27 protein-coding genes are annotated in these 25,831 nt (G+C 58.1%); 8 read left to right on the top strand and 19 right to left on the bottom strand.

The features are described 5' to 3' along the window. Positions 1 to 280 precede the first annotated feature (280 nt). From otnC to ACR3EK_RS06625, 7 genes are read right to left on the bottom strand one after another with little or no spacing between them, the layout of a single operon-like run. Entirely contained in the window at positions 281 to 925 is a 645-nt protein-coding gene (gene otnC, locus ACR3EK_RS06595) for a 3-oxo-tetronate 4-phosphate decarboxylase (RefSeq protein ID WP_170524028.1), read from the bottom strand. Next, positions 922 to 2,151: a 3-oxo-tetronate kinase gene (gene otnK / locus ACR3EK_RS06600; RefSeq protein ID WP_480632989.1), complete on the bottom strand. Its 1,230-nt coding sequence runs from the start codon at positions 2,149 to 2,151 to the stop codon at positions 922 to 924. Before otnK ends, otnC begins: the two co-directional genes overlap by 4 nt. Continuing rightward, positions 2,148 to 2,945: an N-acyl homoserine lactonase family protein gene (locus ACR3EK_RS06605; RefSeq protein WP_170445612.1), complete on the bottom strand. Its 798-nt coding sequence runs from the start codon at positions 2,943 to 2,945 to the stop codon at positions 2,148 to 2,150. The genes otnK and ACR3EK_RS06605 overlap by 4 nt, the downstream gene beginning before the upstream one ends. Then, complete coding sequence (locus ACR3EK_RS06610) at positions 2,942 to 3,229, bottom strand: putative quinol monooxygenase (protein WP_170432989.1); 288 nt, start codon at positions 3,227 to 3,229, stop codon at positions 2,942 to 2,944. The genes ACR3EK_RS06605 and ACR3EK_RS06610 overlap by 4 nt, the downstream gene beginning before the upstream one ends. Beyond that, a complete protein-coding gene (locus tag ACR3EK_RS06615) occupies positions 3,229 to 4,740 on the bottom strand; it encodes a tripartite tricarboxylate transporter permease (protein WP_170357619.1) in 1,512 nt (503 codons plus the stop codon). Before ACR3EK_RS06615 ends, ACR3EK_RS06610 begins: the two co-directional genes overlap by 1 nt. 4 nt (positions 4,741 to 4,744) lie before the next feature. Beyond that, entirely contained in the window at positions 4,745 to 5,494 is a 750-nt protein-coding gene (locus tag ACR3EK_RS06620; RefSeq protein ID WP_170357620.1) for a hypothetical protein, read from the bottom strand. 59 nt (positions 5,495 to 5,553) lie between these two features. Continuing rightward, positions 5,554 to 6,600 (bottom strand): Bug family tripartite tricarboxylate transporter substrate binding protein, encoded by a 1,047-nt coding sequence (locus ACR3EK_RS06625; protein WP_480632990.1) that lies wholly within the window; start codon positions 6,598 to 6,600, stop codon positions 5,554 to 5,556. Between the two features lie 92 nt (positions 6,601 to 6,692). Between ACR3EK_RS06625 and ACR3EK_RS06630 the strand changes: the two genes are divergently transcribed. The 6 genes from ACR3EK_RS06630 (at position 6,693) to ACR3EK_RS06655 (ending at position 12,012) form a co-directional block, all read left to right on the top strand. After that, complete coding sequence (locus ACR3EK_RS06630; protein WP_480632991.1) at positions 6,693 to 7,784, top strand: isocitrate/isopropylmalate dehydrogenase family protein; 1,092 nt, start codon at positions 6,693 to 6,695, stop codon at positions 7,782 to 7,784. Beyond that, on the top strand, positions 7,781 to 8,812 hold the full coding sequence (locus ACR3EK_RS06635; RefSeq protein ID WP_480632992.1) for a Gfo/Idh/MocA family protein: 1,032 nt from the start codon (positions 7,781 to 7,783) through the stop codon (positions 8,810 to 8,812). Before ACR3EK_RS06630 ends, ACR3EK_RS06635 begins: the two co-directional genes overlap by 4 nt. After that, on the top strand, positions 8,809 to 9,486 hold the full coding sequence (locus ACR3EK_RS06640; RefSeq protein ID WP_170357624.1) for a GntR family transcriptional regulator: 678 nt from the start codon (positions 8,809 to 8,811) through the stop codon (positions 9,484 to 9,486). Before ACR3EK_RS06635 ends, ACR3EK_RS06640 begins: the two co-directional genes overlap by 4 nt. Positions 9,487 to 9,618: 132 nt before the next feature. After that, positions 9,619 to 10,455 (top strand): glycosyltransferase family 25 protein, encoded by an 837-nt coding sequence (locus ACR3EK_RS06645; protein WP_480632993.1) that lies wholly within the window; start codon positions 9,619 to 9,621, stop codon positions 10,453 to 10,455. A 133-nt stretch (positions 10,456 to 10,588) separates the two neighbouring features. Continuing rightward, positions 10,589 to 10,957 carry a group I truncated hemoglobin gene (locus ACR3EK_RS06650; protein WP_480632994.1) on the top strand — a complete coding sequence of 123 codons (369 nt, stop codon included), beginning with the start codon at positions 10,589 to 10,591 and terminating at the stop codon, positions 10,955 to 10,957. Then, positions 10,954 to 12,012, top strand: coding sequence for an adenylate/guanylate cyclase domain-containing protein (locus ACR3EK_RS06655; protein WP_093961896.1), 1,059 nt, complete (start codon positions 10,954 to 10,956; stop codon positions 12,010 to 12,012). The genes ACR3EK_RS06650 and ACR3EK_RS06655 overlap by 4 nt, the downstream gene beginning before the upstream one ends. A 3-nt stretch (positions 12,013 to 12,015) precedes the next feature. Here ACR3EK_RS06655 and ACR3EK_RS06660 read toward each other — a convergent pair whose 3' ends face one another. From ACR3EK_RS06660 to guaA, 11 genes are all read right to left on the bottom strand, one after another. After that, the gene (locus ACR3EK_RS06660) at positions 12,016 to 12,630 is read right to left on the bottom strand and encodes a TetR/AcrR family transcriptional regulator (RefSeq protein ID WP_093961897.1); all 615 of its coding nucleotides are present in this window, start codon (positions 12,628 to 12,630) and stop codon (positions 12,016 to 12,018) included. A gap of 123 nt (positions 12,631 to 12,753) precedes the next feature. Further along, a complete protein-coding gene (gene ppk2 / locus ACR3EK_RS06665; RefSeq protein WP_480632995.1) occupies positions 12,754 to 13,623 on the bottom strand; it encodes a polyphosphate kinase 2 in 870 nt (289 codons plus the stop codon). 49 nt (positions 13,624 to 13,672) lie between these two features. Next, positions 13,673 to 14,572, bottom strand: coding sequence for an alpha/beta fold hydrolase (locus tag ACR3EK_RS06670; protein ID WP_480632996.1), 900 nt, complete (start codon positions 14,570 to 14,572; stop codon positions 13,673 to 13,675). A gap of 43 nt (positions 14,573 to 14,615) precedes the next feature. Further along, positions 14,616 to 15,533 carry a homoserine O-acetyltransferase MetA gene (gene metA / locus ACR3EK_RS06675; protein ID WP_170450179.1) on the bottom strand — a complete coding sequence of 306 codons (918 nt, stop codon included), beginning with the start codon at positions 15,531 to 15,533 and terminating at the stop codon, positions 14,616 to 14,618. A gap of 37 nt (positions 15,534 to 15,570) precedes the next feature. Beyond that, positions 15,571 to 16,443, bottom strand: a complete 873-nt coding sequence (locus tag ACR3EK_RS06680) for an ATPase (RefSeq protein ID WP_480632997.1) — start codon at positions 16,441 to 16,443, stop codon at positions 15,571 to 15,573. Positions 16,444 to 16,492: 49 nt separating this feature from the next. Continuing rightward, positions 16,493 to 17,389 carry a DMT family transporter gene (locus ACR3EK_RS06685; RefSeq protein ID WP_480632998.1) on the bottom strand — a complete coding sequence of 299 codons (897 nt, stop codon included), beginning with the start codon at positions 17,387 to 17,389 and terminating at the stop codon, positions 16,493 to 16,495. 130 nt (positions 17,390 to 17,519) lie between these two features. Next, the gene (locus tag ACR3EK_RS06690) at positions 17,520 to 18,635 is read right to left on the bottom strand and encodes an OmpP1/FadL family transporter (RefSeq protein WP_480632999.1); all 1,116 of its coding nucleotides are present in this window, start codon (positions 18,633 to 18,635) and stop codon (positions 17,520 to 17,522) included. A gap of 142 nt (positions 18,636 to 18,777) precedes the next feature. Beyond that, entirely contained in the window at positions 18,778 to 19,671 is an 894-nt protein-coding gene (locus ACR3EK_RS06695) for a DMT family transporter (RefSeq protein ID WP_480634010.1), read from the bottom strand. 68 nt (positions 19,672 to 19,739) lie between these two features. Next, positions 19,740 to 20,807 carry a hypothetical protein gene (locus ACR3EK_RS06700; RefSeq protein WP_170403434.1) on the bottom strand — a complete coding sequence of 356 codons (1,068 nt, stop codon included), beginning with the start codon at positions 20,805 to 20,807 and terminating at the stop codon, positions 19,740 to 19,742. Continuing rightward, positions 20,750 to 21,526, bottom strand: coding sequence for a DUF268 domain-containing protein (locus tag ACR3EK_RS06705; RefSeq protein ID WP_480633000.1), 777 nt, complete (start codon positions 21,524 to 21,526; stop codon positions 20,750 to 20,752). The genes ACR3EK_RS06700 and ACR3EK_RS06705 overlap by 58 nt, the downstream gene beginning before the upstream one ends. A gap of 81 nt (positions 21,527 to 21,607) precedes the next feature. Next, positions 21,608 to 23,167 carry a glutamine-hydrolyzing GMP synthase gene (gene guaA / locus ACR3EK_RS06710; RefSeq protein ID WP_480633001.1) on the bottom strand — a complete coding sequence of 520 codons (1,560 nt, stop codon included), beginning with the start codon at positions 23,165 to 23,167 and terminating at the stop codon, positions 21,608 to 21,610. 82 nt (positions 23,168 to 23,249) lie between these two features. Between guaA and ACR3EK_RS06715 the strand changes: the two genes are divergently transcribed. Together ACR3EK_RS06715 and ACR3EK_RS06720 are read left to right on the top strand one after the other, a co-directional pair. Continuing rightward, positions 23,250 to 23,687: a GNAT family N-acetyltransferase gene (locus ACR3EK_RS06715; RefSeq protein ID WP_170442569.1), complete on the top strand. Its 438-nt coding sequence runs from the start codon at positions 23,250 to 23,252 to the stop codon at positions 23,685 to 23,687. Between the two features lie 140 nt (positions 23,688 to 23,827). After that, positions 23,828 to 25,372 carry a trimethylamine methyltransferase family protein gene (locus ACR3EK_RS06720; RefSeq protein ID WP_170357634.1) on the top strand — a complete coding sequence of 515 codons (1,545 nt, stop codon included), beginning with the start codon at positions 23,828 to 23,830 and terminating at the stop codon, positions 25,370 to 25,372. Here the strand turns inward: ACR3EK_RS06720 and ACR3EK_RS06725 are convergent. Further along, on the bottom strand, positions 25,365 to 25,673 hold the full coding sequence (locus tag ACR3EK_RS06725) for a DUF6477 family protein (protein ID WP_093961906.1): 309 nt from the start codon (positions 25,671 to 25,673) through the stop codon (positions 25,365 to 25,367). The two genes, ACR3EK_RS06720 and ACR3EK_RS06725, sit on opposite strands and share 8 nt — an antisense overlap. Between the last annotated feature and the right edge of the window lie 158 nt (positions 25,674 to 25,831).

Below are 25,831 nucleotides of genomic sequence, written 5' to 3' on the forward strand. Positions count from 1 at the left end.
GAGCGTAGGTCGGGGCATTGGGATTCCTTTATTGTCACTTTTGACAAATAACTACGGCGCGTAAGTTGTCAATAATGAAAATTAAAAAAGCAGGGTTGAGGACAGGATAAAATCAGCCTGCCCCTGCTCAGGATTTGGAATGATGGGATGGTCGTCCGGGTCAGGTCTCGTCAGATCATACGACCGTTTCGCGCAACTGCACAAAAGCTGGCGACAATATCCGAAATCCGGCCGATTGGATCGCAAAGCGTGTTGTCAGAGCAGCGGGTGTTCGAACCGGCTACTTGCTGTGGCCTGTCATGTCGTACAGGGCTGAAATTTGTTCGGCGCTTAGCTGGCGAGGGTTCAGTCCTCGGGTCAACAGGGCGAGTTTTGCGGTTTCCTCCAGTTCCTCCATTGCGAAACTGGCAGCCCAGATATCTTTGCCGGCAACCACAGGGCCGTGATTGGCCAGCAGAACCGCGCTGCGCTGTCCGGCTAGTCCCCGGACCGCATTTCCCATTTCAGGGTCGCCGGGCAGGAAGAATGGCAGCAATTTCACCCGACCGACCCGCATGATTGAATACGGGGTCAGCGGTGGCAGAACGTCGTCGGGGTCAACTTCGGGAAGCATGGACCAGGCCACCGAATGCGTCGAGTGGAGGTGGACCACAGCCCCGGTCTGCTGCCTTGTGTCGTAGAAGGCCGAGTGCAGTGGGACTTCCTTGGTCGGCAAGTCGCCATCAATGTGCTGAAACCGGGCATCCAGATGGCTGATCCGTGCCGGGTCGAGAAACCCCATCGAACTGCCGGTCGGCGTAACCAGGATCGTTCCGTCGGACAGCCGGGCCGAGATGTTGCCCGACGCACCGCAGGTCAGTCCCCGGTCGAACATCGACCTTGCAAGCAGACAGATTTCTTCCCGTAGCTTCGCCGCCTCGCTCATTGTTGTTGCTCCATTCTGTTCAAGGCGTCCGCAAAGAAATCGGGGCCGCCGAAATTGCCCGATTTCAGCGCCAGTGCAACGGACGGGGTGCCGGGCAGGAGTACCATGGGAACGCCGGCGGCCAAGCGGGGGCCGATCTGCAACCGTTGTGCGCGCAGGCCCTGGACAACCGCGCCCGAAGTCTCACCCCCTGCAATGACCATCCGGCGGAAGCCCGCGGTCCGCAGGCTGCGGGAGAGATCGGAGAACAGGTTTTCGATGGCTGCAGATGCCTTTTCCTTGCCGAAGGAGTCCTGTGCTTGCCTCACGACTTGTGGATCGGCCGAAGAGTAAATCAGCGGCGGTTGTTTCTGCTCGAGCGCCCAGTTGACCAATTCCTCCACCGAGATCGAGCCGCTTACCGCGTCCTGCGCGGTGACCTCGCGGTGTGGGGCGATGTCCCGGTAGCGCGCGACTTGCTCTCGGGTGGCGCGACTGCACGATCCTGAAAGCACGATTCCCGGGCCGGACACTCCGTCCCACTGCGGCTGTCGCGGTTCGAGCCCAAAATTTGCAGGCAACCCAAGCGCTATCCCGGACCCGCCGCAAAGGAGCAGGGTATCGCGGGCAGCCTTGCCGATTTCCAGCAGGTCTGCGTCGCGGATCGCGTCGACGATCGTATGACCTTTGGCAGGCAGGGCAGACCGAATGACTGCAGCCCCCTGCATGACCAACAAGGTGGCCACATGATGGATCGGACGGGAGGACTGAGCGGCCAGCAGACGCCGGAGATCAGGGTCGGTCATCGGAGTCAGAGGATGGTTCTGCATGCCGCTTTCACTCAGCAACTTGTCCTGCACGAACAGGTGCCCTTGGTAGACGCTGCGCCCATTTTCAGGAAAAGCCGGGCAGACGATTGTGGTCGGAGCGTTCAGCCTTTCCGACAGCGCATCCAGAACCGGACCAATATTGCCCTTTGCGGTGCTGTCGAAGGTCGAACAGACCTTGAAGACGATTTGCTGCGCACCCTGGGACAGCAGCCAGTCACAGGCCGCCAGACTGTCGCGCACCGCCTCGTCAACCGGGGCCGTGCGTGACTTGAGCGCAACCACGGCCGCATCAAGATCCTGGTCCGCGTGGCCCTTTGGGATGCCAACAAACTGGCTGGCGCGCATGCCGCCCTCAGCGAGGGTCAGGCCAATGTCGGATGCGCCGGTGAAATCATCGGCAATGACTCCGATCTTCATAGTTTGATCTCTCTGATTGGCCCCGTGTCCAAACGGTTGATGTGGTCGGCTGGTCCCGGGGCAAAAACGGACCGGACCAGCGGATCGTGGCCTGGGATGATCAGGCCAGGGGCAGACGCGAGGCTTTGCAGCTTGTCAAAGCCGTCCAGCATGTCCTGCAGGTCGACCACAATGGGAAATGGTTTTCGGGCCATGAAGTTCTCGTAGTAATGCGATGCGTCCGACGCCAAAACCATCCAGCCGCTGGCAGTTCGGACCCGTACGCATTGCAGCCCGCGGGAGTGGCCGCCGATGCAGTGGACCGTGACACCGTCGACCAACTCGGCGTCGCCGTCGTGGAAAACCACTTTGCCGGAATAAAGCCGCTTGACCGCCTCGCAGATATGACCGGCCGAAAATGGCGCGCGCAGAGTGTCGTGGCACATGCAGGGACCCGTGGCAAAGGCCATCTCGGCCGACTGCATATGCAACGTGGCGTTTGGAAACAGGTGCAGACCCCCTGCGTGGTCATAGTGCAGGTGCGTGACGATCACTTGCTGAATGGCCTCTGGCGCGATCCCGAAAGGCAGCAAGGCTTCACGCGGATCCATGGCAATAGGCCGTCCGCGGCTCAGCCCTTCGTCGGTGTCATACCCGGTATCCACCAGAATGACCTGCGTGCCGCGCCTGAGCAGCCACAGGTAGTAGTCCATGGCATGAGGAGCCGCGTGATCGTCATCCAAAATGAAGCTGTCAGCGCGGGTGCGGGCATTTCTGTCCGCATATTTGATGGCATAGACTTCCCAGTCGTTCATCGCATGACCTCGGAGAACGTGTTGACCTGCTTTCGGACCACCATATCCGAAACCGCCAGATCGAATTCCTTGAAATGCGGACTGTCCAAGTGGATCCTGAACGCGTCGGCGTTCGCGTAGATCTCATACAGAAAAACGATGGCCGGATCGTCCCCTGCGCAGACGTCGAATTGCAGGCACCCGGGTTCGTCGCTCAACGACGTGCGCGCGTTGTCCAGCATCAGAGGCAGGAAACGCTCGCGTGTCCCGGGCTTCAACTCAAAGGTTACGGTGACGGCATACATCAGGCGGGCGCTCCTTTCAGGCGGGCGAACAGGCGTTTGACCGGAGGCAATTGGCTGAGGATCAGCGCCAGGTTCAACACCAGCAGAATTGCTGCTCCGGGTCGAGAAACAAATACTGACAGATCACCATCCGACAGGAACAGTGACCGGCGGAATGTCTCGTCGAACAACCCGCCAAGGATGACGCCGATGACCAGTGGCGCAATCGGATATTTCATCAGGTTCATGAAATACGCCACGAAGCCGACCCCCAGCATCAGGTAAAGGTCATTGATGCCGCCACCCACACTGAATGAACCAATCGTGGTCAGAACCATCACGACGGGCAAGAAAACAGTTTGCGGGATTTTGAGAATCTTGATGAAGACCCGCGCGGTGAAAAGGCCCATCAGGAACATCGTCAACGATGCCAGCACCAGGATGGCCACGACCCGCAGGATGATTTCGGGGTCGATCGTTGGGCCGGGGATGACGTTGTTGATTTTGAACGCCCCCAGCAGCGCGGCCGCGGGTGGTGAGCCGGGGATGCCCAGCACCAACAGGGGGATCAGTGCGCCGCCGATACAGGCGTTGTTGGCGGTCTCTGAACACAAAAGCCCGTCCAGTGAACCTTTGCCGAAGTTCTTCCCATCCTTCGAAACGGTTTTGCCGACACCGTAGCTGACCCATCCGGCAACATCCTCGCCGACGCCCGGCAGGGCACCAACGCCGGTGCCGATCACGCCGGACCTGCCGATGGTGGGCAGGTGACGGCGGACCGTCGAGAGATTTGGCAGGATCGACCCTTTCAGAGCCATGACCTTGCCGGCTTCGACATGGCGCAGGCCTTCGATGATCTGAGGGATCGCGAAGGCCCCCATGAGAACGGGCACCACCTGGAACCCGCTCAGCATGTAGGACCAGCCGAAAGTGTAGCGGGGTTCGGACAGCAAGGGGTCGAGCCCGACCATGGCCATGGCAAGTCCGATCAGACCGGATATCCACCCTTTGAGCACCAGGTCCTCGCTCATGAGCGTGCCAGACAGAAGGATACCGAACAGGGCCAGTAGCGCCTTTTCCGGGCTTGCGATGTTCTTTGAAACAAGCAGCAGTGCCCAGACGAAGATCAGGAGCGTGAGTGTGCCGATAATGGTCCCGATGAAACTGGCCGTCGTCGTCAATCCAAGCGCCTCACCTCCGCGTCCGGCCTTGGCGAGCGGGTGACCGTCCATTGCGGTGGCGGCGCTGGCGGCGGTGCCTGGGATGTTTAGCAGGATCGAGGGATAGGACCCGCCGTAAATCGCCCCCACATATGCGCCCAGCAGCGCGATCAAAGAGTAATCCAGCGGGATCTTGTTGCCGAAGAAACCGGTCAGAATGGTCACGGCAAGGGTCGCCGTCAGGCCGGGCAGGGCACCGAATGTGATGCCCAGAAAGACCGAAAAAACCAGATAGAGATAGGTCAGCGGATCGGCGACCAGCGCAGCGAAGGCATGGCCGAAACCCGCCAGCTGAGACAAGACGAACTCCATGGTCTTAGCCTTTCCAGATCGGGCGGAGCGTCACGTAATAGTGGTACTCGATTTGTTGAAACAGCAGGCCACCGCGCGCCGGAACATTCTGGCGAAACCCGAAGGCCATGGCGCAAACAAGAATAAACGGGGCCAGGACGGCAATGTAGGGAACAACCCGCAAAAGCCGCTCGGACCGGGCTTTGATCAAAACCGGGATCGTCAGGGCAACCCAAATGCCCAACGTGATCCAGTCGTCCGCATGTGCGTTCCAGTCGGCTTGAGCAGGGTAGAGCAACCAGGACGTGAACCCAGCCAGGCAAACGGCGCCGCAAGCGATCATCGCGCGCCGCGGGTGCCCACCGTAGTACCCAAATATGAGAGCGGTAATCAGAAGGCCGGAACACAGGATGAAATCGACGCGCGGGACCAGCCCGCCCACATAAGCCAGAAGGATCAGGCCAATGGTGGAAAACCGAAATGCTTCGTCAGGGTTCCAGCCGATGCCAGCCGCACCAAGGGCGTGCCGCGCCCCGCCGGACCGGACCGAGATCACGAACAGCGCCGTCGAGAGGCACAACAGGCCCACAAAGATGAACAACGGAACAATGGCTGCTGAGTCGTACCATTGGGTACCGCTGACCCCCGCCTTGTTTTCACCCCACAAGGGGATGTCCATGGTCTTCCACAGAAAGAACACCGATGTCGCCCCCAAAACCAGCGACGCCCAGAAATCCCGTGCGCGCAGGACCAGAATGTCCTCAGCCTTTTCCAACTTTGCCCTCCCGTGCAAAAAAAGGGGCGCGGAACCGCGCCCCCAAGATCGTTTGTCGCTCAGGGCTTCTCGATGCCCAGAGAGGCCGGATCGACGGTCGTCGCACCCAAATCTTGCAGGGTGTATGCAAAGGTGGATTCCAACGTTGAGAACAGCTTCTGCGCCTCGGGTCCGTACTGTCCGCCGATGTCATAATTGTTTGCCGCGGCCCAATCGGCCACGGCCTGCGAGGCCATGGCTTTCTGAAATGCTTCGGCCAGTTTAGCCTTTACATCGTCGCTTGCCGAATTGTGGACCGCAAAGCCGATTGCCTGTTTCAGCGGCAAATATTGGTCGAGCCCGTCATAGATGCCAAAGGCCGAAGGAACGGTCATTCCCGCGATTTCCGCGTTTTCAGGTGTCAGCATCGCCAGCGGGCGCAACTGTCCGCCTTCGATCAGCGGGGCCTGTTCCGCCAGCGAGGTCACGACCAGCGCAACTTCACCGGCGATGGCGGCCTCTTGCCCCGGAGCTGAGCCTTTGTAGGGGACGAATTTGAACTCGGCGCCCGAACCCTTTTCGATGGCCAGCAGGTTCAGGTGGTGGATGGATCCCGCACCCGAGGCTGCCGCGGGGATGGTTCCGGGCGCGGCCTTCGCCGCGTCCACCAGCTCTTCAAGGCTGTTGTAGGGGCTGTCGGCTGGAACCGAGATCAAATCAGGCGAGCCGCCAACGATGAACGGATACCAGTAGTCGAACTTTTTGTCCCAGCCGCCCTGGACGGCGGCGGTCACGTTCGATTCGGAAAGTCCCACCAACGTATAGCCGTCATCAGGCTGGTTCATGACGTAGACCATTCCGTTTGAACCCGCCACGCCTCCGGTCTGGTTGATCACGTTGATCGACACCGGCAGATGTTTCTCCATCTCGGCCATGATCATCCGGTTGATGGTGTCGGTACCGCCTCCGGCGCCCCAGACGACGGCGGTGGTAATGTCCCGGTAAGGATACTCCTGCGCGCTGGTGAGCCCTGCGGCACCTGCCGTCATTAGGGCGGCCGCGGCCAACCTTGCGATTTTCGACTTCATCTTTTCCTCCCAGATGCAGTGATGTGTTTGTTGTTGCATTTAATTGCGTATACGTTACACAATGCGTTGTCAACGACCGGAATTGATTTAAGGTCGAACGCAAGAACACAGGAAAAGGACGCAGGGCGCATATGGCCGAGAAACTACAGATTGCAGTGTTCCACGGGGACGGGATCGGCCCGGAAATCATGGCTCCGACGCTAAGCATCCTTGCGCAGCTGTCGGAGCAGACCGAGGACTATACACTTGAGTTTCGGGAGGTTCCGGCCGGGGCAGCCCACTATGCGCAAACCGGAGAATCATTTCCGAAAACTTCAATGGATGCGGCGCGGCAGGCGGATGCCATTCTATTGTCCGCGATGGGTTTGCCGGACGTTCGGTACCCGGATGGGACTGAGATTTCCCCTCAGATCGACCTCCGCAAGGCGCTGGGGCTGTTTGCCGGTGTGCGCCCTGTGCGGGTGAGGGCCGGGCAGGCGACACCATTGGCCCTGCCGCCGGGCAAGGAAATTGACTTCGTTCTGATCCGCGAAAGTACTGAGGGGTTGTTTCACACCCAGGGGTGCGGAGAAGTGACCGAGGATGAGGCGCGCGAGACGCTGCTGATCACCCGAGAGGTCTGCGAAAAGCTGTTTCGGTTTACCTTCCAGTTGGCGCATGACCGAAAGGCATCCGGGCAGGGTCGGGGTCGAGTCACCTGTGTGGACAAGGCCAACGTCTTCCGGGCCTTTGCATTCTTCCGAGATCTGTTCGATGCCGAGGCTGAGCGTCACCCGGATTTGGTTGCGGATCATGCCTATGTGGATGCAACGGCCTTGTGGATGGTTCAGAAGCCTTGGGAATTTGATGTTCTTGTCACGGAAAACATGTTCGGAGACATCCTGTCTGACCTTGGGGCCGGTCTGATGGGAGGGCTGGGGCTGGCGCCCTCGGCTGACATTGGTCTGGGTCATGCGGTGTTCCAGCCCTGTCACGGATCCGCCCCTGACATTGCCGGGGAAGGCATCGCCAATCCGTTTGCCATGTTCCAGTCGGCGGCGATGATGCTGGAATGGCTTGGGTTGCGGCATCAAAACCCCGCGTTGTCGCGCGATGGGCAACGGTTGCACGCGGCAGTCGACAGCGTCGTATCCGAGGGCCGAATTTTGACCCGTGATCTGGGCGGAGAAGCCGACACGCTGGCCGCAGCGCGGGCGGTGGCGGACAGGGTGTTTTTGGCGTGAGCAGCCAGCAGTTCATTCGTGTCGCCTGTGTCGGCGCCGGCTATTTCAGCCAGTTCCACTATGGCAGCTGGCGCCGCATACCGCAGGTTCAACTGGTCGCCGCATGTGATCGCGATCTCGAGAAGGCGGCCGCCACTGGGTTGCCTGCCTATGATGATCTGCCGTCGATGCTGGCCCGGGAATCTCCCCAGCTGTTGGACATAATCCTGCCGCCTGAGGGTCATGCCGACTCAATTCGTGCCGCGCTGGACGCAGGTGTGGGTTGGATCCTGTGCCAAAAACCGTTTTGTCGATCTCTGGCAGAAGCAGAGGCTGTTCTGCAGGATGCTCGGGATGCCGGAGCCACCGTCGTTGTCCACGAGAATTTTCGCTTTCAGCCGTGGTATCGGGTGATGAAGGACGCCCTGACACGCGGGGATATCGGGACGCCGTTGCAGGCCACGTTCCGGCTGCGCCCGGGCGACGGGCAGGGGCCGCGCGCCTATCTTGATCGGCAACCATATTTTCAGAAAATGCCGCGTTTTTTGATCCACGAAACGGCGGTGCATTGGGTCGATACGTTCCGGTTCTTGTTCGGCAAGCCAGTCTCGGTTTATGCGGATCTGCGGCGGATAAACCCGGTCATTGCCGGAGAGGACGCAGGCTATGTCATCTTTGAGTTCGAAAACGGCTTGAGGGCCGTATTCGATGGCAACCGGAACCTGGATCATGCCTCGGACAATCTGCGCCGCACCATGGGGGAGGCCTTGATCGAAGGCACTGGCGGAACACTGACGATGGATGGCTTTGGCGCCGTTGGGCTGCGGGAATTCGGCAGCCAGAGCAGAGAGCAGTTGCTTGCACCCGATAAATGGGAGGGCTTTGGCGGCGATTGCGTGCACGCATTGCAGCAGCATGTCATATCCGGTCTTCTAAATGGAACGCATTTGGAAAATACTGGCCCGGACTATCTGGACGTTATCCGCATTGAACAGGCGATCTACAGATCTGATGCGGAGGGCAGGAAAATCGTTTTGGAGGCCGAATGAAAAACGAGACCGGCAAGGCTCTCTCGAATACCCAGCGCGCCGTGCGGGACTTGCGGCGGATGATCCTGACCGGAGAGTTGGCCGCGGGCACCGACCATTTGGAAACCGAACTGGCCGAGCAGTTGGGGATGTCGCGCACGCCGGTTCGCGAAGCAGCGCTTATGCTGGAAAGCAAGGGCCTGTTGGAAATGCGGCCGCGCAAAGGGGTGCGGATCCTGCCGGTATCTCCGGATGACATGCGCGAGATCTATGACATTCTGACCGAGTTGGAGAGCCTTGCAGCCGAACGCGCGGCCCAGGCCGGATTTTCCGAGCAAGACCTTCAGCCGTTGGCGGACTCGATCGCCCAAATGGATCGCGCCATCGGTGACGAAGACCTAGAGGCGTGGGCCAAGGCCGACGACCTGTTCCACCGCGAGCTTGTCCGGTTGGGTGGCAACCGCCGAGTGGAAAGCATCGTGTCCATGATGAGCGACCAGGTCCGCAGGGCGCGGGCCTCGACCCTGTTCATTCGCCCGTTGCCGGTCAAGTCGAATGAGGATCACCGTGCGGTCTATACCGCAATCCGCGACGGCAAACCTGATGTGGCGCGCGACCGGCATCGCCAGCACCGGCTGCATGCCAAATCCGTCATCATCGACATCTTGGAAAAGCATCGGCTGAACAAGCTGTAGCCAGTCAGTTCGCTCAGCCCGCTGGCCGTAGATCTGCCGGCGGTGCAATCTGGACTTCCAGTCCCAACTGAGGATATGGCCAATAAAGCGGCGCGCGATGCGAAAGGACTTCCGGTGCAGATAACCCAGCAGATGGCAGGCGACAGCGTCTATTACATCAATCTGGACCGTGTGCCCGAGCGCCGAGCTTTCATGGAAGCGCAGTTTCAGAAGGCGGGTCTTGTGGGTGCACTTAGGATTAGCGCCACGGATGCCAGTCAGTCGGGCGCGTTGGAGCAAAACGGATATGTCGCGGGAACGGGAACGCGCTGGGGTCTGACGACCAGCGAAATCGCCTGTTTCGAAAGCCATAGATCGGTTTGGCAGCGGATCGCCGATCGGAACCTTCCAGCCGCTGTCGTCTTTGAGGATGATGTGGAAATGTCCTCTGACGCTGGCCGGGTGATCACCGAAGTGCTGAACCACCCGGAAGCCTATGATTGCGTCAAATTGGATTACTCGCCCCGGTCACTGCGCTTTGGGCCGGAGACCGGGATCGGAAATGTCCGCGTGCGCCCAATGCTGGAAATGGCGCCAAGTGCGGCGGCCTATGTTCTGTCACAGGCAGGCTGCCGCAAATTGTTGGCCTGGTCGCAGAGATATTCGGACCATCTCGATGATTTTCTGTCCTTGCCGCGCAGGGATTGGAACATGTTTCAGTGCTTTCCGGCCGTTGGTGTCCAGATGATCTGGTCGGGACGGCAGGAGCAGATCGACGAGCCGATCAAAAGCAGTGAGCGAACCCAAAACGCCGCCACGAACAGCGGATTGGACAAGGGCCCCACTTGGTTTCGGCTGCGGCGCGAGCTTCAGTCGGCCGGCCGCAAACTGACATGGAAGCTGGGCGGTCAGGCGCGGCTTGTCCAGCGCGGCGGCATGGTGGGCTTCATTCCCTGTGCCGACGATCTGATCGTGCGCCCTTGGTCCTGAAGTCTTTGAGCCAGTGGTGAAAAACCGAGCGGTTCCAACCATCCGCGCCGGTCGCAAGGCGCATAAACGTTAACAAAACTCTCGATTTGATATAATCTCGCAGTGTTACTGCGCGATTTTTTGGGGTTTTGGTGTGGGTCAAACGATTTACGAAAAATACGGCGGGTTCAAAACCATCAGCCGGATCGTGATGACATTTTACGAAATGGCATTGGAATCGGATGAGATCGGAGGCTACTTCGAAGACATCGACTTGCCTCGGTTGATCGATCATCAAACCAAGTTCGTTTCGTCTCTGGTGGGTGGACCAGCGTCTTTCAGTGATGATCGGATCGAGGCTGTGCATCGGCACCTCAACATCAGCCATGATGATTTCGACGAGATGGCTACGCTGTTCGGTGAAGCACTTTCAATTCATGGAATGACCGAAGATGACGTGCAGGTCGCGCTGGCTGCGATCGAGGGCAAGAGGGCGATCATCGTTGCCCGGGATGCGGCATGAGCATTCTGGCCATCAACGAGCATCTGCTGCGTGCCATCGGGGTCGGTGTTGCAGTATTGCGGGCCTCGGACCTGACCTTCGTGTTCCACAATGGCCCATTCGCCGAATGGTTCGGCAAGCCCGAGCCCGGTCAGACACTTTTGGATATTTTGCCGGATCTGGACCAGCGCGAGCTGGATGACGTCAAGCAATCGGGCCTGCGGTATTCGGCAGAGCTGCAGATGAAGCCGAAACGCCGCACGCTGATCTTTGCTGTAACGATTTCCTTGGCCAACGGGATGGATGAGCAGGTTCTGGTTGTCGAATGTCAGAACATCACGAAAATTCGTGAGCTGGAAAGCATGATCGACAGCTATTCGACCATGGTCGAGCGCAACACCCGCGAGTTGGAAAGAGAAAAGGAACGGGTCGAACGGCTTTTGCTGAATCTGATGCCGCGTGCGGTTTATGAGGAGTTCAAAACCTTCGGCGTAGTGACGCCTCAGCTGTATGATCAGGTTTCCGTGGTCATGCTGGATTTCGTCGGCTTTACGGATTTTGCGGCAAAAACCGACCCTACGGTCACCCTCAGCGAGTTGAATGACATCTTCACCGCCTTCGACCGGATCGTCGAACAGTTCGGGTGTGAACGGATCAAGACGATCGGAGACGCTTATCTTGCGGTCTCAGGCATGCCCGACGCCACGCCCGACCATGCCACGGCGGTTGCGCATTGTGCGGTCCGATTTCTGCGGTATCTGGAACGGCGCAACGAAAGTCATCCGCACAAATGGCAGGCTCGGATCGGGCTTGGCATGGGGCCTGCCGTTGGGTCCGTGGTAGGGATCCAGAAATACGTCTATGACGTTTTCGGACCGGCCGTGAATATAGCATCGCGGTTGCAGGTCTTTGCGAACCCCATGAACATCGTTGCCCCGGAAGAGATGAAATACGCCCTGATCGATGAATTTCAGGTCTCGGATCTGGGTCCGGTCGACATCAAGGGGATGGGCATGATGGATCTGATCAATGTCACCTCACGGCTGAACGCACCGCATGCCAGCCGAATGTTCTGACGATCATTCGTCGGGCGGAACCAGCCCCAACCCTCTGAGGTAAATGCCGATGCCGGATTCCAGAAGGTCTTCGGGCGGGAAGGGCGAACTGGCCCCCGCATTGCGGGCATAAAGCTCGACGACACCATGGCTCATCGCCCAGATATGCGCGCTGAACATAGACGCCGGTGGTCGCTTTTCCGGCGGAATGTGTTCTGAAAGGTCGGCCGCAGCCATTTCCAGAACCTCCTTTGCACGGTTGGCGGCCAGCGCCAGCTCGGGCGTCCGGTTGACCGAGATTCCGCTTTCGAACATCGAGATGTAATGGCCGGGATGCTTGCGCGCAAACGCCAGATATGCGCGCCCGGTCGCTTCGAAAGCGGCCAGCGCCGAGGGCTGCCCCTTGTCATAGGCATACTGCATGAGGTCCGCGAACATCTCGAACCCCTGACGGGCCGCCTCGGCGATCAGATCCTCGCGACCCTGATAGTGTCGGTAAACCGCGGCTGGGGTGACACCGGCCCGTTTTGCGGCCTCAGACAATGTGAAGCCGGTCGGACCTTTTTCTTCGATCAGCGAGAGGGCGGCGTCGATCAGCGCCTGTTTCAGATTTCCATGGTGATAGCCGCGTTTGGTCATTCCGACGGCACCTGCCTGTGGTTGCGTGCTCTTTTACCAACCAGACATAATGCACGCGGCGCAGCAGGTCCAATCCCCGGGGCACGATCGGAGGGGCCACCGCTTGACCAAAGGCGCCCTAGACTACGCATCCCAGATTTCCGGTCCGCCACAAATCATCGGGTCGGGCTCTCCAACGGCTTCGGCGTCCTTTTCGTCATAGTCCAAGGTCGACAATACCGCCCGGATTGCCGCAAGCCGGGCACGCTTCTTGTCGTCCGAACGGATGATCGTCCAAGGGCACAGATCGGAATGGGAGCGTGTCAGAGTTTCAGAAATCGACTGCGTGTATTCATCCCATTTGCCCAGACCGGCGATGTCTATAGGGCTCAGTTTCCATTGTTTCAGCGGGTCGTTCTCGCGCGCGAGAAACCGATTGAGCTGTTCTGCGCGTCCGACGTTGAGCCAGAACTTGAAAAGGTGAATGCCGTCATGCACAAGCCCGATCTCCAGCGGCATGACTTGCCTGAAGAAGCGTTCCCGCTGGTCTGCGGTACAGAATCCAAAGACGTTTTCGACGACCCCCCGGTTGTACCAGCTGCGATCGAAGAAAACGATCTCGCCGGCTGATGGCAGGTGCTGGATGTACCGCTGGAAATACCATTGGCTGCGCTCGGCGTCGGAGGGTTTGCTGAGGGCGACATTGCGGGCGCCACGCGGGTTCAGGTTTTCCCGGAATCGCTTGATCGTACCGCCTTTGCCTGCTGCATCCCGGCCCTCGAACACGATCGCGATGCGTTGTCCGGTTTCCTTGACCCATGCCTGCATCTTGACCAGTTCGATCTGCAGGGCCTCCATCTGCTTGTCATAGTCCTTGCGCTTCATCCTCTCCTGATATGGGTAGCTGGGGTTCAGGATGTCGCCTTTTTCAGCGTCTTCGATGGCCTTTCGCACGCTCTCGGGAGCGTCGTTCCGAAAGTAGCTGTTGATTGCTCGGTCCGCTGCACGGGTCATGAGTTGCCTCGCCATAAAATCCAGTTTCTACTATGGATTACGGGCGGGGTTAACGCAAACCCGCTCGTTCCGCGGCGCGTTCGACCGCAGCAGCAACTTCCGGAGCGTCCACCACCTGCGGCATGTGCCCCATGCCTTCAAGTTCGATCAGCTCAGCGCCGGGGATTTGTTCGATCAGCCGTTCGGAATGCCAGCCCAGACCAACTGTCGTATCTGCTGTACCATGCACGATTTCGGTGGGCACCGATATCTCAGGGTAGCGCGGTTGCAGTTCGGCAACTTCATCCAGGAGGTTGGCCCGTTGTTTTGCGTTGGCATGCATCGACGACCGGCGAAGCGTCAGGGCCGGGCCAAAATGCTCGGCATAGCCTTCGGGTGCGGTCTGGGGGGCAAAGACCGTATCCAGGGCCTTGTTGACGTACCAGTCCGGAACGTAGGCGGTGATCAACGGCAGGACGAGAGCATTTCCCCAGGCGGTCGAGGCAATGCGGTTGAAGGAATCGAGCGGAGTTTCCCATGGCACCGCGGCCGGGGCGATCAGGACCAGAGCCGAGATGTTGTCAGGGCGCGTCACAGCCCAGGCCAGTGATACCGACCCGCCATAGCTTTGGCCGGCGACGATGGGTTTGTCGGCCCCCAGCATCGCGGCAGCTTTTTGCAGGATTTCTGCCTGCTCAACGATGGTTTCGCCAGCCGCCGAGAAGCTCTGAGAATAGCCCAGCCCCGGCCGGTCGAATACAATGACCCGGAAGGACTTTGCCAGCAACGGCGCCAGAGCAAACGTCATGTCCCGGGTATTGCCGCTGGACCCGTGGATCAGGACGACATCTGGGCCTTCGCCCATTACGACGGCATGTACAGTAACGCCGTCGACATCCAATACCTGGCCCTCTGGCGGAAACGCGGCCTCGGCCCGTGCCTCATGGCGTGCGGCAAGCCAAGCCGTCAAAGCCGCAAAAAGGGCCGCAAACAGGCCCAGGTATATCAACGACTTAATGACCAATTTTCGTCATGTCGAAAGGAGTGGTCTGGTAGATCTCGTTGATCCAGTTCCCATACAACAGATGCGCATGGCTGCGCCACCGGTTCTGAGGCGTGCGGGACGGGTCATCGTCGGGATAATAGTTGATCGGCACGTTGATCGGAGTGCCATTGGCCACGTCCCGGTCGTATTCCTGTTTCAGGGTGTCACTGTCATATTCGAAGTGATTGAAGATATACAGCGCCCGGTTCTGCCGATCTTCAACCAGACACGGACCGACCTCGTCGCTGCCCAGAAGGGTCACAAGCCCTTCGGCAGCATCTATTTCATCCTGACGGACTTCGGTCCAACGACTGACCGGTATCACGCAGTCATCCGAGAAACCTCGAAGGAAAGGCGAGGCCGGTGACAGGTTCCGATGCCGGAAACACCCAAACGCCTTGGCGTCCAGCATATGCTTTTTGACGCCATGAAAGTGATAGATCATCGCCATTCCACCCCAGCACACGCCGAAGGTCGAATGCACATTGGTTCGGGTCCATTCAAAAACCTCGGTCAGTTCGTCCCAATAGGTGACGTCCTGAAACTCCAGATGCTCGATGGGGGCGCCGGTGATGATCAGGCCGTCAAATTTCTGGTCTTTCACATCCTGAAAAGGGCGGTAGAACTCTTCCATGTGTTCGGCCGCGGTGTTTTTCGTCTGATGCTCTGTCATGCGGATCAGGGACAGCTCGATCTGCAGAGGCGTCGCGCCGATCAATCGGGCAAACTGGTTTTCGGTCTGGATTTTCTTCGGCATCAGGTTCAGCAACCCGATCTTCAGGGGCCGGATGTCCTGCCGTGCGGCCTGATCCTCGGCCATGACCATGACGCCCTCTTTCGTCAGAACGTCAAAGGCTGGGAGGTCGGACGGAATCTTGATAGGCATGAGGCGGACTTTTCCAGTTTCTTCTGAAGCGTTCTAGTTAGGACGCCGCGGCGCGGGTCTCAAGTGTGCTCTCGATCAACTCATCGAAATCACGCGCATCCCGCACCTTGCCGATTGCGTCGGCGGTAACGGTGACCCCCCAATTTTCAGCCATGGATCGGTATCTGGGCTGGCGGTGGGCAAGGGCTCGGGCATAGGTCCAGCGGATGAAGTCGTCGGGATTGACCTCTGCCTCGGCGCAGCCGTGCTGATCAAGGTATTCCTGCCAGGTGCGCGTCAGAAAATCGGCCTGATACGACATCGGTTTGGGAGCCTTGTCGAACCGTCGGATCAGTTCGGCGGTGTGATCGTCGTCACCCTTGATCCAGACCATCAGGGTCTGGCGCGACAGCTCCGACAGGACGTGGTCGGAAGGGTTGTCAGGGTCCACCCATTCGCAGATTGACCCGCCGGTGTCACAGATGAAGTGCGGGTACCCGTACAGACGCTGAGCGCGGTCAATGAAATATTCGGTGTCCAGCAGAGCGTGGATTTCGGCCTGGCGGAACTGCTCTTGTCGACGCCGATATTCCGGCATCGCCAGCCCACCCAGGGCCGGGTTTCCGGGCTTGCCCAGATAGGCGGCGACCGGCGTCAGGTTTTCGAACGAAATGTTGGATCCGATATAGATCGAGTCAGAGAGCAGCAGGTCCCGCAGAAAGGGAACTTTCATGGCTTCAGCCTTGGCGTTGTCGGTGATGTATTCACCCATGTAACGCGTGCCAATTCGATAATCGATCGAGTAGTGGAACCAGTCGCCCGAGTCGCGAAGGATGTTTGACACATAAGTCTTGCCCAAGCCGGACATGCCGAAAAACAGCACCTTTTTGCGCGCCGCTTCGCGCCAGTCCTTCGCCGAGCTGTAGATCATGTGCAACCGTCCCTTGTTTTGTCCTAGCTAAATCGGCCCGGCGATGGCGTCAATCTCGGCCGCGGGATCGGCTTAGGATCAATAACCCCAATGCAAGGATTGCAAAGCCGATGAAGGCATTCGGGGCAAGGGTTTCGTGCCGGACATAGGCGCCCAGCAGAATGGCGACCGGAGGGATGATCAGGGTGACCAGCAGCAGGTTGCCGCTACCGGCTGCGGCCAGAACCCTGTAGTACAGCAAGTAGGCACCAGCAGTAGCGACGAGTGCATAATAAGCTACGGCGAGCCAAGTTGTCATAGGCAGGTCGAACGATGGCACACCGTCGACGAGCAGCATTACCGGCAGCATGACGATGGTTGACCCGCTCAGCATTCCCGCCGCCGCAACCTGCGGCGCCAGGCCTGACAAGCGCAAACGGGCCCAGACAGCCGCCAGCGCATAGGATACGGTCCCCGCCAGGATGGCCAATTGAGCAGCGCTTTGCAGGCTGAACCCAAGGAAATTGTGCAACCCGATTGCAGTGGAAACTCCACCAAAGCCAAGCGCAACACCCACGGCTCGGCGTTTGGTCAGTCGCTCGTCGGGAAAGAACGCAGCCGCAACCAGAACACCGAAGATTGCCGTGGTAGCGTTTAAGATCGAGGTCAGACCGGTGTCGACATACAATTGGCCCCAGGCCATCAGCGAGAAGGGCAATACGTTGTTCAACAGACCCATGACCACAAAAGCGCCCCAAATACGCGGGTCCCTTGGGATCGTTTCTCGGCGGAGGAGAACGACGGCCCAAAGTACGAGCGCCGCCCAGAAAACGCGATGAAACACGGCCGTCATCACAGGTATCGTGTCCAGTGCGACGCGGATCGCCAGGAAGGACGCGCCCCAGATCAGCCCAAGAAGAATGAGCTCGAACCAGGCAAGGGCGGAGAGGGATTTTTGTTGCGTCATGGCTATTTCTTGCATGTTTCGGTTTGCCTCACGCGGAATACTCGCATTCGGCAATTCGGTAAGCGACCCGGATCATGCGAAAAACCCCGCCACAAGGGCGGGGTTTTCCAATTCTGTATGAGCGTATCCCTTAGTTCAGGGCGTAGGTCACCTGAACACCAACGCTCCACGCGCTGTTTCCAGAGAAGTTCGCCCGCACCCCGCCAGCACCGTCAGCGGTTGCGTCGCCCAGATCGGTATAGCGAACGCCGCCCGAAATCTTGGCGCGTTCCATCGAGTAGGTGCCGCCAAGGCCGATGCTCCAGAACCCGTCGGTCGGACCCAGGTTGGAAACGGGCTCATTGGTTGCCGATTCATAGCCAAGGGTCACTGCGCCCGAGAACTGTTCAGAGAACTGGTAGCCAAGACCCAGCGAGTATGTCCAGGTTGCGTCATCGTAATCAACCAGAGGGTTGGCGGGATAGTTAGGAGGAGCATAAACGGTTTGCGGCCAGTCGACCCAGCGTACCGATCCGAACAACAATGTTTTGGCCGCAACACCTGTCTGGAAATCGAGGTTAACAGACTGCGGGGTCTCAATGGTGCTGGCGGTTTCAGCGGAGAATGCACCGCCAGCCAATGTTTCGGTTTGCGAGAGATCGTGGGAAATCTTTGAGTTGTAAGTCAAGGCAACACGTGCGGCGATTTCCGGCTTTTCCCAAGCGACACCGATAACGTACCCGAAGTCTGTCGCATCGTCGGTTTCTACAGTGTAGTCGCCCGTTATCGGAACCCCGACACTGGCCTTTACACGTTGTACTCGCAGCCCGCCCAAAGCACTAAAACCATTGTCGAACTTATAACGCAGCAAAGCCGTAATCGCGTCGGTATCTGCTTTCGCTCGGAGTACATCGTTGGCACCCCCGCCTTGAGAAAGGGGATAGTTTGGCGAGTACGCGATATCGGCACCGTACGGCTGGTCGTAGATCAAAGCAAAATCAAGCTGATCCGTCAAAGCTCTTTTGTAACCTAGATGCGGAGAAAAGAAGTCATTGGCTACGTTTCCAGAGTCGACTGGTTCTAGTGCTCCAAAAATATTTGGCATCGTGCCGCTGACACTGGGGTTCGTGTACCCCAGACGAAACTGGACAACTGAGCCCTCTTCAAAAATCAGGTTGATGCCCTGACCGCTTCGGTCAAGCCCGCCGGCATGAGCGGCGGTCGCCCCTGCACAGAGCACGCACGCCTGTAACAGCGCTTTCTTCATGTATTCCTCCCTTTTCACTATCCGGCGCCACAGTATTGTCTTGTGAGTGTCAGTGGCGGTGATTTCTGTGACCATTATTCACGGGGAGTTTAAAAAAACGTCAACCACTGACCACACGTTAGTTTCTGCCAGTGACCGAACGTCAGTTTTTGTGTGTGGTTTTTGCCAGAGTGCCCGATCCCGCGCGGCCTTCGGACCAGACATTCAGGAATATGCCCGAGAAAATCACGACGGCGCCCAGCATGGTCCACTGATCCAGGGGTTCGTGATACAGCAGCATCCCAACAATGGCGATCGTCGGCAGGCGCGCGAAATCAAAGGGAATAACGACCGTGGCCGGAGCGATGGCAAGCGCGTTTGTAATGCAGAAATGGGCCAGCAGGCCGGCCAGCCCGACCAGCAACAACAGGGGCGCGCTTTGAGCGGTTGGCAGGACGATCTGCCCGTCCGCTCCGGCAACAGCAAGACCCATTGCGGCCTGCATCGTAGTCAGCCAGAAAACGATGCATCCGATGCTGGCGAACCCTGTCAGTTTCTTCGTCGAAATCGTTGTAAGCGCAAAGAAAACAGCCGAGGAGGCCGCTGCAAGAACACCGGGCGTGAGCGGTGTGGCTCCGGGTCGGGCGACGATCAATATGCCTGCGAAACCTATGATTGCCGACATGACCCGCGTGGGTGTCAGGCGTTCGCCCAGCAGAAGCGGAGACAGGAGTACGACCCATATCGGTTGCGTAAATTCCAACGCAAAAACCTGCGCCAGCGGGATGACGCTGACAGCGTAGAACCACAGGTTTTGGCCCGCAAAATGCAACGAGTTTCGAACCGCGTGCAGACCCAGACGTTGTGTCGATACCTGGTGCCATTTGCCGGTTGCCGTCAAAACGGCCGAAACGACGATGACGCCGACAATGCTGCGGTACATCATGATTTCAAACGTGTCGTGCGTCAGGCTAAGCTCGCGCCCGGCAACGGCCATTGACGAGAAAGAAGCGATCGCCCCGGTCATCCACAGCGCGGTTTTCCAGCTATCAAAAATCGGTTCACCTTTTTAGTTTGAGGGCCGCTCACACGTGAAAATTTGCAAAGACACTGTCTTCTTCTTTCTCATACCTCTGTATCCAAATGTGTCCACCATTGCGCGTCTCCATCAACGTCGGGCTTGTTTTCATCTACTTGAATGACGGCGGATTGCGGGAGCGTGACCATCAAATTTAGCTGCTCTTCAGTGCCCTTCCACTCGCCGACGCGTGGATAGATGCCCGAGATATCATCATAGACTGTCAAGTTCTTTAGTGTGGAAAACTTGGAGTAGGCATAGCCGCTGGGCCCAAAAACGTAAATGGATTCACACACTTTACTCAAGAGGCAGATTCCAAGGCCGAACGTCCCATACCCAAAGACCAAATTCGGAGCGGATAATAAAACTGCGACATCTTCAAGCAAAGTGCCACACTGTATCCTCAGTGAAAGACCTGAGTGCTTTATGTATTCTTCAAGTGCCGGAATACATGGGTTTTTGCGATCTTCAAACACGAGTTGAACTTGGGTTATTCCTAGTTTTTTTTGCGCGTCTTCGATGGCTTTTTTGTAGAAAGACAAGGGAGGTTGGGGATATCCGGGATGCGGATTTGGATCAAACACATCTCCTGAACGAATGTGTATCGTGAGACAGCACCGTGCTTCGGGTAGAGTAGGGGCACAGTTCAAGTGCGGAACGATGTACTTTTGAATGACCCTTCGCCTAGTTTCCATCGTGCATCCAAGACGTTCGAGCCTAGTTTCGCGGAAAAATCCACTCGTCAAAAAGCCACCATAGCCCTTTAGACTGTGTCCTGGGGGCAAGAGCGTCAATCCGTTTATTGTTGCCGGTTCAGGTAGTTTCAAAATCTGCGTTTCGGGCAGTCGTAAATAGTTCAACCCGAGAGCACGGGCCAGAAGGATCGCATTTGAAATCTGAAGCAAGTTGTTTCCCATACGACCGTATGGCTGGACGGTCAATCCCACGATTTTGCCCTCTTCGGATGGAAAAGGCTTGCCAAAGAATAGCCCCAAATCACTTACGGTTTGCTCGCGCCATCTAAGTGATTCAATTAGTTTCGACTTGAAAATGTTTTTCATTTTTTCTTGAGGGAAGGCAGATAGGGCTTTTTTTGGAGTGTGTATATGCCACATCCGAATCGAAAGCGGCCTATTGTTTCTTCAATAGTCCCGTTTGTGTGCAAATCACCTTTGTCGTCTACGTAATCAAAGCGTTTCAGGTTCATTTCACTTTTAATTTCTGGATTATCTAGAATATATCTAGGATCCATTACGCGATGAGCATTGAAATGAACTTCATTGCCTTTTCCGATCGGAACGCTAATGTACAGGGTTCCTCCGGGTTTGAGCATTTTCACTAGATTGCTAATGCCCTTTACGTGGCCATCTACGGCTATGGGATCGCCATAGCGTCCAAGGCCGAAGTGTTCAATTGCGTGCAGGCATGATATGGAGTCAGCTAACTCAACTTCAGCTTCATTCATCAGATCCATTTGCAAAAACCTGATATTGTTGTGCGCTGTGGGAGGCAATGGACGAATGTCGATGACTTCAATCTCTCTAAATGAAGCTACGTGGGCGACAAAACCGTCGATTCGAGAGCCTATGTCGACGTGCCGTGTTGGTTTGCTGGCGTGGATCAGCGAAGCTACCAGCAAATCTTGATGAAAATAGTGCCCCTTTGCCTGGCCGGCGTTTTCCGAGAAGTCAGTAATAATCGGGAAAGAATGTGTTATTTCTCCCCCTTGCTTCAGCCAGGTGGCGCGATCGCGGTGGAAACGCTTTGTGGCTTGCCTATGCGCTCCAAAAGCCCAGGAACGTAGTCTCTTGTAGGCCCTGCTTGCATTTCCCATTTCTTTGCCTCAGTGCTTCAATGCTATTACCACAGATTTAACGATGGTTTGCGCAAATTGGAACAAACATCGCAAACAGGTTTATTCCCATTCGATCGTGCCCGGAGGCTTGGAGGTGATGTCATAGGTGCAACGATTGATGCCTTTGACCTCGTTGATGATCCGGGTGGCGGTTTCGCCCAGGAATTCGTGGGTGAACGGATAGTAATCCGCCGTCATCCCATCGACAGATGTCACCGCCCGCAAGGCGCAGGCATAGTCATAGGTGCGCCCGTCGCCCATCACGCCGACCGTGCGCACCGGAAGGATCGCGACGAAGGCCTGCCAGATCTCGTCATACAAGCCGTGCTTGCGGATCTGGTCGATATAGATCGCGTCGGCCTCGCGCAGGATCTCCAGCTTTTCGCGGGTGATCTCGCCCGGGCAGCGGATGGCCAGGCCCGGTCCGGGGAAGGGGTGGCGGCCGATGAAACTGGGCGGCAGACCCAGTTCACGGCCCAGCGCGCGCACCTCGTCCTTGAACAGTTCGCGCAGCGGCTCGACCAGTTTCAGGCCCATCTTCTCGGGCAGGCCGCCGACGTTGTGATGCGATTTGATCGTGACTGACGGGCCGCCGGAAAACGACACCGATTCAATGACATCGGGGTAGAGCGTGCCCTGGGCCAGGAACTCGGCGCCCTCAATCGTGTCGGCGTGTTTCTGGAACACGTCGATGAACAGCTTGCCGATGATCTTGCGCTTGGTCTCGGGGTCCGAAACGCCTTCGAGCTCGCCCAGAAACAGCTCGCTTTCATCCGCGTGGATCAGTTGGATGTTGTAGTTGTCGCGGAACATCGAGACGACTTCCTGCGCCTCGTTCCTGCGCAGCAGGCCGTGATCGACGAAAACGCAGGTCAGCTGGTCGCCGATCGCCTCGTGGATAAGGATAGCGGCGACCGAGCTGTCGACACCGCCCGACAGACCGCAGATCACCTTCTTGTCGCCGACCTGTTCGCGGATCTTGCGGATCATCTCGTCGCGATAGGCGCCCATGGTCCAGTCGCCCTTGAACCCGGCCAGCTTCACGAAATTCTCGTACAGTTTTGCGCCCTTGGGGGTGTGGTGCACCTCGGGGTGGAACTGAACGGCATAGAAATGGCGGTCGGTATCGGCGGTGATCGCGAAGGGCGCGTTGGGCGAGGTGCCGAACACCTCGAACCCTGGTGCGATTTGGCTGACATGGTCGCCGTGGCTCATCCAGACCTGTTCGTTGCCATCGGTGAACCAGCCCTCGAGCAGGTCGAGCTTGCCGCGCGGCGTCACGAATGCCCGTCCGAACTCGGCGGTGCCGTGGCCGCTTTCGACCTTGCCGCCCAGCTGGTGCATCATGACCTGCTGGCCATAGCAGATGCCCAGGATCGGAACGCCATACTCGAATATCTCTTGCGGGACGCGCGGTGATCCCTCGCGGGTCACGCTGTCCGGCCCGCCCGAAAAGATGATGGCGCGCGGGGCCATGTCACGCACGAAATCCGTCGTGACGTTCTGGTAGGGGTGGATTTCGCAATAGACGTTCAACTCGCGCAGGCGGCGGGCGATCAGCTGCGTTACCTGGCTGCCGAAGTCGATGATCAGAAGGCGGTCATGGGATGTCTCGGTCATACCCGGCCTTTAGGTCGGAAGCCTTGCATGTGCAAGCGCCTTGACGTCATTTGGCGGGAAAGAGTGACGCGGAGCGCATTGAATGACCGGAATTTCGCTCAGAAGGGCTGTGGCAACCGATGCGGAGCCCATCCGCCGATGTATCGAAGCGGCCTATGCCGCAGCGCGCCAGTCCATTCCCGACCTGCCGGATGTGACCGAGGGGGTCGAGGAGGACATTCGCGACCGGAACGTCGTTGTCGCCGCGGATGAAACATCCCTGCAGGGTGTCGTGGTTTTTGGTTTCGAAAGAGAAACCGCGATGATCTTTAATCTGGCTGTTTCACCGGATGCGCAAGGGCGGGGCATTGCTCGTCGGCTGCTCAATTTCGTCGCGACAGAGGCTCGCGAAAACGGGGTTCGGAACATGCGCCTGACAACCCACCGCCTGATGGCGGACACCCGCGCGATGTACCGTCATCTTGGGTGGCAGGAGACCGGGCACGAGGGGAACAAGGTTTATTTCAGCAAGCCAACCTGACGCCCCGTAAGGCCTGTTGCTGGTGCTGGATAGCGCGGAATATGTCGCTTTTCCCCCTATTGCGCCGGAATCCACATCTGGTGAAGTCGCGGCATCTTGTAACAAGCAATCCAATCTAAACTTTCACACGGGATCATCGCATGACAGAGGCAAGCACCCGACGCAGAGCGCGTGGTGGCGGAGGCGCCGCCCGCCGGGCCGAGCGTACCGCGGTTCGGATCGAAACGGCGAAGTATATCGAACGCAACATTCCGAACTTCGAGATCCTCAATGACGAAGCGTTGGAGATCATCGAGGCCAATGCGGAAACCGTGCTGGAGGAGGTCGGCGTCAATTTCGTCGACAACCCTGCGGCGCTGGAACGATGGCGCGATGCCGGGGCCGACATCGATGGTGAGCGCGTTCGCATTCCGCGAGGTCTGGCCCGCGAACTGATCAAGACCGCGCCCAAGGAATTCACGCAGCACGCGCGCAACCCCGAAAAATCGGTGGTAATCGGCGGGCGCAACCTTGTGCTGGCGCCGGTCTACGGACCGCCTTTCGTGCGGGACGCACAGGGTGGCCGCCGCTATGCCACGATGGACGATTTCAACAAGTTCGTGAAACTGGCCTACATGTCCAAGTGGCTGCACCACTCGGGCGGCACGGTCTGCGAACCGACGGACGTTCCGGTGAACAAGCGGCACCTCGACATGCTGATGGCACATATGACGCTGTCGGACAAACCCTTCATGGGGTCGGTAACCGATCCCAGCCGGGCGCAGGATTCGGTCGAGATGTGCGAAATCCTGTTCGGCAAGGAGTTCGTGCAGGAAAACACCGTGATGACCTCGCTCACCAACATCAACTCGCCGATGACGTTCGACGACGTGATGATGGGGTCGCTGGAAGTCTATGCGCGCAACAATCAGGCCTGCATCATCTCGCCCTTCATCGTGGGCGGCGCGATGGCCCCGGTTTCGGTTGCTGGTACTCTGACGCAGGTGCTGGCCGAGGTGCTGGCCGGCATCGCCTACAGCCAGATCATCCGCCCGGGTGCACCGGCCATTTTTGGCGCATTCGTGTCGTCGATCGACATGAACTCTGGTGCACCGACTTTCGGCACGCCCGAAGCCGCGCACATCACCTATGGCGCCGGTCAGTTGGCGCGCCGTTTGGGTGTTCCATACCGCTCGGCCGGGTCGTTCTGCGGGTCCAAGCTTCCGGACGCGCAGGCGGCTTACGAGACTGCGAATTCGCTGAACATGGGTCTGCTGTCAGGCGTCAACTTCATGTTGCATGCATGTGGCTGGCTCGAAGGCGGTCTGGTTGCGGACTTCGAAAAATTCGTCATGGATGCCGATCAGTTGGGAGCGCTTCATGCGTTGGCCAAAGGGGTGGCCTATGATGAAAACGCGCAGGCCATGGACGCGATTCGTGAGGTGGGGCCGGGTGGTCACTATCTTGGTTGTGCGCACACCCAGGCCAATTTCCAAAGCGCCTTCTGGAAGACCGACCTGCTGGACTACAAACCCTTTGAAACATGGGAAGAAGAGGGTGCGCGGGACACGCGCATGCTGGCCTCGGCCCGGGTCGAGCATCTGCTGGCCAACTACCAGCAACCGCAACTCGACCCGGAAAAACTGGCGGCACTAACCGCCTATGTCGAGGAAAAGAAAGCGTCCATGCCCGACGCCTTCACTTGACGACATGAAGTTCCGGGGCGCGGCTGGCTTGATGCAGTCGCGCCTCACCAATCAAAGCGATTAGTAGGTCCAGGTGGCGAACCAGCGAATACGCGGCGTCGCCCGAGCGTCGTTGGTCGTCGACGCTCCGCTCCATCTCCAACAGTCGCATCAAGGCCGCTCCGGTTCCCGGTAGCGCGCCATAGCCAAACAGGCGCTGCAAGTGGCGGTCACGGTCGTATTCCTGTGCTCCGACCTTGGCTGCCCGAGACAGCAGCCGCGGGCGGCGGAGGGCGGTGATCATAGTCATCAGGTCCTGCATTTCGGCGTTCCTCTGTTCAATTTTGCCTGCAGCAATTTTGCACAACCCAAGCGGGTGTTGCCGTGATCGAGCTCGCGCCGAACGATGGTTTCACGACTGTTTATCTTTTTGAATCAATTCTGGTCAGAGCCGTTGGAGGTTAACGAACGAGTAACGAA

The organism is Ruegeria sp. BC8 (assembly GCF_056535705.1).